Consider the following 7,133-nt stretch of genomic DNA (forward strand, 5'->3'; position numbering starts at 1 on the left):
TGAACGGGATGCGACAGTCCGGTGTGGTGACCGACGTGCGCCGCCTCGGCCCGCACGATCATGTCTGCTGCGGGTTCGACGACCGCACCGAGTTCCGGACCGCCGCCCTGGCGTTCCTCGACGCGGGACTGGGGCTCGGGCATCGGGTCTGGTACGTGGGTGAGTCCGGTGACGGCGTGCACGACGCGCTGACGGGCGCCCGGCCAGGTGCCGTCCAGCTGGTGTCCGTCGCCACGCAGTACGCCGCCGACGCCACTGTGGCACCGAACGAGCGGGTCGAGACCTACGCGACGGCCACGCGGAACGCGCTCGCGGCCGGGTTCACCGGGTTGCGTGTCGCCACGGACGTCACCGCCATGGTCCGCACGCCGGCCCGGCTCGACGCCTTCGCGCGGTACGAGCACCAGGCCGACCAGCTCATGGCCAGGAGCCCGTTCTCGGCCATGTGCGCCTACGACCGGCGGGTCCTCGGGCCGGACCTGCTGACCCAGCTCGCGACCATGCACCCGCTGACGACGGAGGCGGCGTCGTTCCAGCTGCACGCGAGCGGCAGGCTGGACTGCGCGGCGGCCATCAGCGGCGAGCTGGACCTGGCGAGCGCCGAGCTGCTCGCCCTCGCACTCGACCGGGCGGAGCTGCGGCCGACCGGCGGCGAGCTCGTGCTCGACGCGACCGAGCTGACCTTCATCGACCGGCGGAGCCTCGCGATGCTCGCCGAGCACGCGAGGGCCCTCGGCGCGACACTGGTGCTGTGCACCGACCAGCATGTCCCCCACCGCCTGACACAGGTGCTGGCCTGGGACAACGTCCGGATCGACGCGGCGTCATGAGGACGGGAGCCGCCGCCGGGCATGTCGGGTACTACCACGAGGCACTCACCTACGCCTCGGACGCGGAGCTGCTGGCGGTCGTCGTCCCGTTCCTGAGCGGCGGGGTGGCCGAAGGTGAACCGACGATCGTGGCGCTGGGCGAGCAGCACGCGGAGCTGGTCCGCGCGGAGCTGCCGCCGGAGGTCGCGGGCAGGGTGGAGTTCCACCCGGGTGGGGACATGTACGCCCGGCCCGCGTCCGCCATCCGCTCCTACCGCGAGATGCTCGCCGGCCACACGGCCGGCGGCGCCGGCCAGATCCGGATCATCGGCGAGCTGCCGCCGGCCGAGCTCGGCGCGACGTGGGACTGGTGGGCCCGGTACGAGTCGGCCATCAACCACTCCTACGACGAGTTCCCGCTGTGGAGCATGTGCGCGTACGACACGAGGGTCACGCCGGCGCACGTGCTGGCCGACGTCGCACGCACGCACCCGCGCACCGCCCGGCCCGGCGACGAGCACGCGCCGAACGCCGACTACGTCGTGCCCGGCGAGTTCCTCGGCCGGCACACCCCGGTGGCGCTCGACCCGCTGCAGCTGACGCCGCCGGCCGTCGACCTGCAGGACCCGGCCGCGGCCGAGACGCGCGCGGCGATCGCGCGGCTCAACGAGCGCGGCATCCTCTCCCGGCGGCAGCTCGGCGACCTGCAGCTCGCGATCACCGAGGTGGTGACCAACGGGCTGACCCACGGGACCCCGCCCGTCACCGTCCGGTGCTGGGCGGGTGCGGACCGGATCGTGACCACGGTGACCGACCGCGGCCGGGGCCCGAAGGACCCGTTCGCCGGCCTGCAGGCCGCGGCCCACGCCCCGAACGGCGGCTTCGGCCTGTGGCTGGCCCACCAGCTCTGCGACCACGTGGCCATGACCCGCGACGAGGACGGCTTCACCCTCCGACTCATCAGCGGCGATCCGTACCACCGCGTCGGCGAGGCGTGACGAACGGTTCGACCATTCGCCGCGGGCTACCCCTGGGTCATGACGACCTACACGTACGCCGCCGACGCCGACGTTCCGGCGGACGTGCTGTTCGCGTACCTGGCCGACCCGCGGAACATGCCGCGGTTCGTCCCGCGGATGACCAGCGCCGAGCCCGGGGACGGGGAAACCGTGCACGTCGAGGCCGAGGTGCACGGCCACCACATCGAGGGCTCGGCCTGGGTGCGGCCCGACAGGTGCGCACGCCGCCTCGCGTGGGGCGCCGAGGGCGCGGGCGACTACTACGGCGAGCTCCAGGTCGACGAGATCGAGCCCGGCCGGTCCCGCATCAGCGTGGCGCTGCACAGCGTCCGTGCGGTGGAAGGCGGCGAGGTCCAGGAGGATCTGGAGCAGACCGTGGCCACGCTGGCGCAGGCCGCCGCCGCGGCCGGCGAGGCCATGCGGGGCCGCTAGTGTCCCGCGCCGGAAATCAGGCAACTAATTCGGCGGCCCAGCTTCCCGCTGGCGGCGTTGCCGGTTCGCCCAGGTACGACCCAGTACGAGGACGAACCGGCGCCTTGCCAGCAGAAACCCGGATCCACCGACCTAATCACCGCATTCCCGGCGCGGGACACTAGCTAGGGACGTCCGCGACGAGCGCGGACGACCAGGTCCGCCATGCTGCCGTGTGCGTGCGCGCGGGTCCTCGACTCCGCCACCTCGACGTCCCACCGCTCGGCGGGCAGGGCGCCGGTGACCGCGTCGGCACCGATCGACGCCCGCTCGGGTGCATGGGCCGCCGAGTGCTCGTCGGCATGGTCGTGGCCGACGACGAGCAGCGTTCCGCCCGGGGCGACGGCCTCGGCCAGCCGGGCGACGAACTCGCCGAAGGGCACGGTGGGATGCACGTACTGGCTGACCACCAGGTCGTACCGCTCCGGCGGCTCCCACGTCGTCAGGTCGGCGACGACCCACGAGATGTCGAGTGCCGCCGCGAGGTCCCTGGCATCGCCGATGGCGGTCGGTGAGACGTCGACGGCCGTCACCCGCCAGCCTTGCCGGGCAAGCCAGATGGCGTCCGTGCCACGCCCGCAGCCGGCGTCGAGCGCCGTTCCGGCGGGAAGACCCGTCACCTCGGCCACCAGCTGGGGGCTCGGGGCATCGTGTGCGGTCCTGTGGCCCTGGTAGTGGTCCTCCCACCATTGCGGGCCGAAAGCCGTGTTCATGGCTCCACGGTATGACGATCTTCGATTTTGGCAACCAGGTTTGCGATATTGGCAAGAACCCGCGTAGCATCGCGGCCATGTCCCAGGTCGATCTGTCCGATGTCGTGCGCCAGCGCATCCGTGGGCTACGCCAGGCGCGGGGGTGGAGCCTGGACTCGCTCGCCGCCCGGTGCCACCTCGGCCCGTCGACGCTGAGCCGGATCGAGACGGGTCACCGGCGCATCGACCTCGACCAGCTCGTCGCGCTCGCCCATGCGCTGGACACCACCATCGACCATCTCGTGGAGCCGATCGACGACGCCGACGTGATCATCCGGCCGGTACGGCATCAGGAGGCCGGCCTGACCACGTGGGTCCTGTCGCGTGACGCGGCCCAGCACGGCGGCCGCCTGGTGGCGAAGATGCGGATCACGCCAGAACGGCGCGCCGGCCCGGGGCAGCTGGCCGTGCACCCCGGGCGGGAGTGGTTCACCGTGCTCAGCGGCACCGTGACGCTCCACCTCGGCGAGCGAGTGCTCACCGTCGGCCCGGGTGAGGCGGCGGAGTTCTCCACCATGATCCCGCATTCCATCGGCGCACCGGAGGGCCCGGTCGAGATCCTGACCATGTTCGACCAGGACGGGGAACGGGCGCACCTGCGGCCGGCGGAGTGACCGGCGCCTACCCGAGACCGGCCAGGTCGCCGTTCCGCATCACCGCGAGCACCTGCCCGACCGGGCCGCTTTCCGGGGGTGGCACGGTGACCCGCACCAGCCCCTCGGCCTCGGCGGCCGCCGCGCCGGGCAGCACGTCCTGCCACGGCCGCCCGGAGGGCATGTTCCCCGTCAGCACGTCGGAGACCCGGTCCACGTCACCCTTCAGGCAGATGATCTGGGTGCCGTCCCCGCGCACCCCGACCGCCTCGCCGGTGCCCTGGAGCTGGGCCGCGACCACATCCCCCAGGCATTTGGCGAGACCGACCAGCACGTCGTCGCCGGCCAGTGTCTCGTCGCCCGGTTCGGTCACCCACTCGACGGCCTCCTTCGCCGGCGCGAAGGCGAACCTCCCGTCGCTGGTCACGATGTCGTTCAGCTGCTGCAGCGGCACCGTGTCGGCGAACGGCCCGCCGAGGTCGATCTCGTAGTCGCCCGCGGACCGCCACCGGGTGCCGCCGTAGGCCGGCTCGCCGTCGATGTCCAGGTCGCGCAGCTTCCCCTCCACGGCGTCGACGTCGTAGTCGCCCCAGAGGACCGTGGCCTGCTTCGGCGCCTTGCCGGCGAAGATCGCGCCGTCGAACCCGTCGAGGCGCAGCCCCAGGGACTCCTCGAGGGACACGCTGAACGAGGCGATCGAGCTGTAGCCGACCCCCTGCAGCATCTGGTAGCGGAGCTTATCCTTGGCGTTGTCCTTGCCCTTGACCTTGTCCACCAGCGCTTTCACGGCGGCGGGCTCGCCGTACTCGACGGACGCCCGAGTCTGTTCGGTGGCGTGGACCCGGCCGAGGGCGAGGAGCAGACCACTGCCGAGCAGGCCGCTCTGGCCGGTGGAGTCGTCCGAGCAGCCGGCCAGCACCAGTCCGGTGGCGACGATGATCGTCAGGGGCTTGCGCACGGCCAGACCGTACAACAGAACGACAGCTGTCACAGTGACCATGAGGATCTCCGGAATGCGCTCTGCGGGAACGGCATCGTGGTCGATCAGCGTCGACCAGTGGGACCAGTTGCTGGAGTGCGCACTGTGGATCCGGGCCGCGGAACGGATCGAGGTGCCGGCCGGCGGGCCGGTGACCGGACCGCCGGACGTCGACCCGGCGCCCGAGCCGTCCCTGCCCGCCGGTGACGGGTTGGCCGAGGGGTGGCTCTGGTGGTGGCGGACCCTGCTGACCCGAACCGCGACGCCGGACCTGGCCGAGCTGTCCCGGTGCGGCCCGCCCGACTTCGAGGGCCTCGCCGGTCATCCGGCGCTGCGGGACGTCGTGAGTGCCCGGTGGGGCGAGGCGCAGTCGTGGTACTCGGCCCGCAAGCGGGCCGGGGTCAAGGCGTTCCTGGCGGCACACAGCCGCGCGCGCGAAGGCATGGTCGTCCGGGCGGTGGAGGCCGAACTCGGCCACGACGCCGAGCCGTTCTCGGTGCGGATCGTCGTGCTGCCGGTCCACGACGAGCAGATCCGTTCGGCGGGCCAGGCCACGTTCCTCGTTCCCGAGCGCGTGCACGCCACCAGCGCCTACGACGACTGGCTGCACGCCCTGGTCCGCGCACTCGCCTGAGCGCGGCGATACGCTGCCGGTCATGACCGGCTACCCGCGTGGAGTGTGATGGGGCGCCCTCCCGCGCACTCCCCCGACGACTTCGTCGACGCCGCCGTGCGGCTGTTCGCGGCCGGCGGCGCCCGTGCCGTCACGATGACGTCCGTCGCACGGGAGGTCGGGGTCCACAGTGGATCCGTCTACCACCGCTTCCCGGGCCGCCCGGCGCTGCTCGCCGCGATGTGGCTGCGCACCGAGCGGCGGTTCCACCAGCGACTGCTGCGGGTCGTCGACGAGCACCCCGGCGCCGACGGCGTGGTACGCGCGAGCGGGTGGATCGTGGACTGGTGCCGGGACAACGCGGGCGAGGCGGCCGTCCTGCACGCGGGCGTCCGCGCGTTCTCGCCCGACACCTGGCCGGCCGCGGCCCGCGCCGAGCTCGACGAGAACACCGCCGTGCGGGACCGGGAGGTCGCCCGAGTGACGCGAACGCTGCGGACCCGGACCGGACGCGACGCCGACGAGGTTCTCCTGGCACTGATCGACCTGCCGATCGCCGTCGTCAGCCGCTACCTGGCCCGCGGCACCGTCCCACCGGCGTCGGCCACCCGGCTGACCAGGCGGATCGCGAAGCTGATCATGTCCTGACCCTGGTCGCGACGATCGTTCCCTGGGCCACCGCGCACAGCACCGAACCGCCGTCCGGGCCGAGGACACGCAGCTCGGCCGTGCACACGGCCTGCCGCGAACCGGCATGCACCACCACGGCTTCCGCCCGCAGCACGCCGTCCCGGGCCGCGCGCAGGTAGCTGATCGTGAAGCCGGCCGTGATGACGTCCGGGCCGAGGACGCTGCCACCGGCGAACGTCAGCACGTTGTCCGCCGCGTATGCCAGGACACCGCCGTGCACCACGCCGTACTGCTGCCGGTGCAGATCCCTGATGTCGATCTCCAGCGTGGCCGCGCCCCGCTCCAACACCGTGCACCGCGCGCCCACCTGCCCGTTGAACGGCTGCGCCGCCAGCACGGCGTTGCCGAGCTCGACCGTGGGCCGGAAGTCCGTCATGACGCGACCACCAGCCGGTAGCCGACGTCCAGTGACTCCCGGGCCAGCAGGTCACCGTGCCGGCGCCGCCACGCGCCGGTACGCAGGTCCGCGGCCAGCCGAGCCATCGCCGGCCCCACCACGGACGCCGGCAACGCCGCGACGCCGGACATCCCGGCCCGCACGCCATCGTCGAGGTAGGCGGCCGGCCGTCGCCAGTACGCGGCGAGAAAGCCGTCCGTGCAGTCCCACGGCACGTCGACGACCCGTACCTCCGCGCCGTCGAGCACGCGCAGCACGGTGTCCACCGTGGCCAGCCGCCGTTCCCGGACGGTGATCTCGGGCAGGTAGTCGGCGACCAGCCAGTAGCGGGCCATGACCTCGACGTCCCAGGTGAGCACGACCTGCCGCCGGGCGACCCGGCGCAGTTCGGTCAGGCCGGCGACCGGGTCGCGCCAGTGGTGCACGGTGAGCAGCGCCAGCGCGACGTCGAACCGGCCGTCGGCGCAGGGCAGGTCCTCGGCCACCGCCCGCACGGCCGGCGCCGCGCCGGGACCACGCTGCCGCACCATCGTGACGGACGGCTCGACGGCCAGCACCCGGCGCCCGGCGGGCTCGTACGAGCCGGTGCCCGCTCCCACGTTGACCACCGTCGCGGCGTCGGCGAGCGCGGCATGCAGCTGGCGAGCGATACGCGGGTCGGGACGGCGCACCTCGGCGTAGCCACGGCCGAACGTGCGGTACGGGTCGGTCGGTGACGGCACGGTTTTTGAGGATAGCCTCAAAAACTCGGGCGTGGTGAAGTCGCGGGAACTCGGGCCGGGCTTCGTGCGACTACAGGAGCTGCCCGAC

General features: G+C 72.9%; 10 protein-coding genes. 6 read left to right on the forward strand and 4 right to left on the reverse strand.

Translation table 11 applies throughout. From position 1 onward, the window contains the following. Positions 1-8 precede the first annotated feature (8 nt). Genes VET29_RS30570 through VET29_RS30580 form a run of 3 tightly spaced genes read left to right on the forward strand, consistent with a single transcriptional unit; the run spans position 9 to position 2,260 of the window. Positions 9-830: an MEDS domain-containing protein gene (locus VET29_RS30570; protein WP_324926860.1), complete on the forward strand. Its 822-nt coding sequence runs from the start codon at positions 9-11 to the stop codon at positions 828-830. After that, positions 827-1,807: a sensor histidine kinase gene (locus VET29_RS30575; protein WP_324926862.1), complete on the forward strand. Its 981-nt coding sequence runs from the start codon at positions 827-829 to the stop codon at positions 1,805-1,807. Before VET29_RS30570 ends, VET29_RS30575 begins: the two co-directional genes overlap by 4 nt. Before the next feature lie 39 nt (positions 1,808-1,846). Next, complete coding sequence (locus VET29_RS30580; RefSeq protein ID WP_324926864.1) at positions 1,847-2,260, forward strand: SRPBCC family protein; 414 nt, start codon at positions 1,847-1,849, stop codon at positions 2,258-2,260. 164 nt (positions 2,261-2,424) lie between these two features. Here the strand turns inward: VET29_RS30580 and VET29_RS30585 are convergent, their stop codons facing one another. Further along, the gene (locus VET29_RS30585) at positions 2,425-3,012 is read right to left on the reverse strand and encodes a class I SAM-dependent methyltransferase (RefSeq protein ID WP_324926866.1); all 588 of its coding nucleotides are present in this window, start codon (positions 3,010-3,012) and stop codon (positions 2,425-2,427) included. A gap of 77 nt (positions 3,013-3,089) precedes the next feature. Here VET29_RS30585 and VET29_RS30590 point away from each other — a divergent pair, with 77 nt between their 5' ends. After that, positions 3,090-3,665 (forward strand): XRE family transcriptional regulator, encoded by a 576-nt coding sequence (locus tag VET29_RS30590; protein WP_324926868.1) that lies wholly within the window; start codon positions 3,090-3,092, stop codon positions 3,663-3,665. Positions 3,666-3,672: 7 nt separating this feature from the next. On the opposite strand, the gene VET29_RS30595 is transcribed toward VET29_RS30590, so the two are convergent. Continuing rightward, positions 3,673-4,602 carry a hypothetical protein gene (locus VET29_RS30595; RefSeq protein ID WP_324926870.1) on the reverse strand — a complete coding sequence of 310 codons (930 nt, stop codon included), beginning with the start codon at positions 4,600-4,602 and terminating at the stop codon, positions 3,673-3,675. A gap of 55 nt (positions 4,603-4,657) precedes the next feature. On the opposite strand from VET29_RS30595, the gene VET29_RS30600 reads away from it, so the two are divergent. Together VET29_RS30600 and VET29_RS30605 are read left to right on the forward strand one after the other, a co-directional pair. Then, the gene (locus tag VET29_RS30600) at positions 4,658-5,257 is read left to right on the forward strand and encodes a hypothetical protein (protein WP_324926872.1); all 600 of its coding nucleotides are present in this window, start codon (positions 4,658-4,660) and stop codon (positions 5,255-5,257) included. Between the two features lie 48 nt (positions 5,258-5,305). After that, positions 5,306-5,884, forward strand: a complete 579-nt coding sequence (locus VET29_RS30605) for a TetR/AcrR family transcriptional regulator (protein ID WP_324926874.1) — start codon at positions 5,306-5,308, stop codon at positions 5,882-5,884. On the opposite strand, the gene VET29_RS30610 is transcribed toward VET29_RS30605, so the two are convergent. Further along, positions 5,874-6,302 (reverse strand): PaaI family thioesterase, encoded by a 429-nt coding sequence (locus tag VET29_RS30610; protein WP_324926876.1) that lies wholly within the window; start codon positions 6,300-6,302, stop codon positions 5,874-5,876. The genes VET29_RS30605 and VET29_RS30610 overlap by 11 nt on opposite strands. Continuing rightward, entirely contained in the window at positions 6,299-7,045 is a 747-nt protein-coding gene (locus tag VET29_RS30615; RefSeq protein ID WP_324926878.1) for a class I SAM-dependent methyltransferase, read from the reverse strand. Before VET29_RS30615 ends, VET29_RS30610 begins: the two co-directional genes overlap by 4 nt. Positions 7,046-7,133 lie beyond the last annotated feature (88 nt).

The organism is Actinophytocola sp., assembly GCF_035634895.1.
Classification (GTDB): domain Bacteria; phylum Actinomycetota; class Actinomycetes; order Mycobacteriales; family Pseudonocardiaceae; genus Actinophytocola.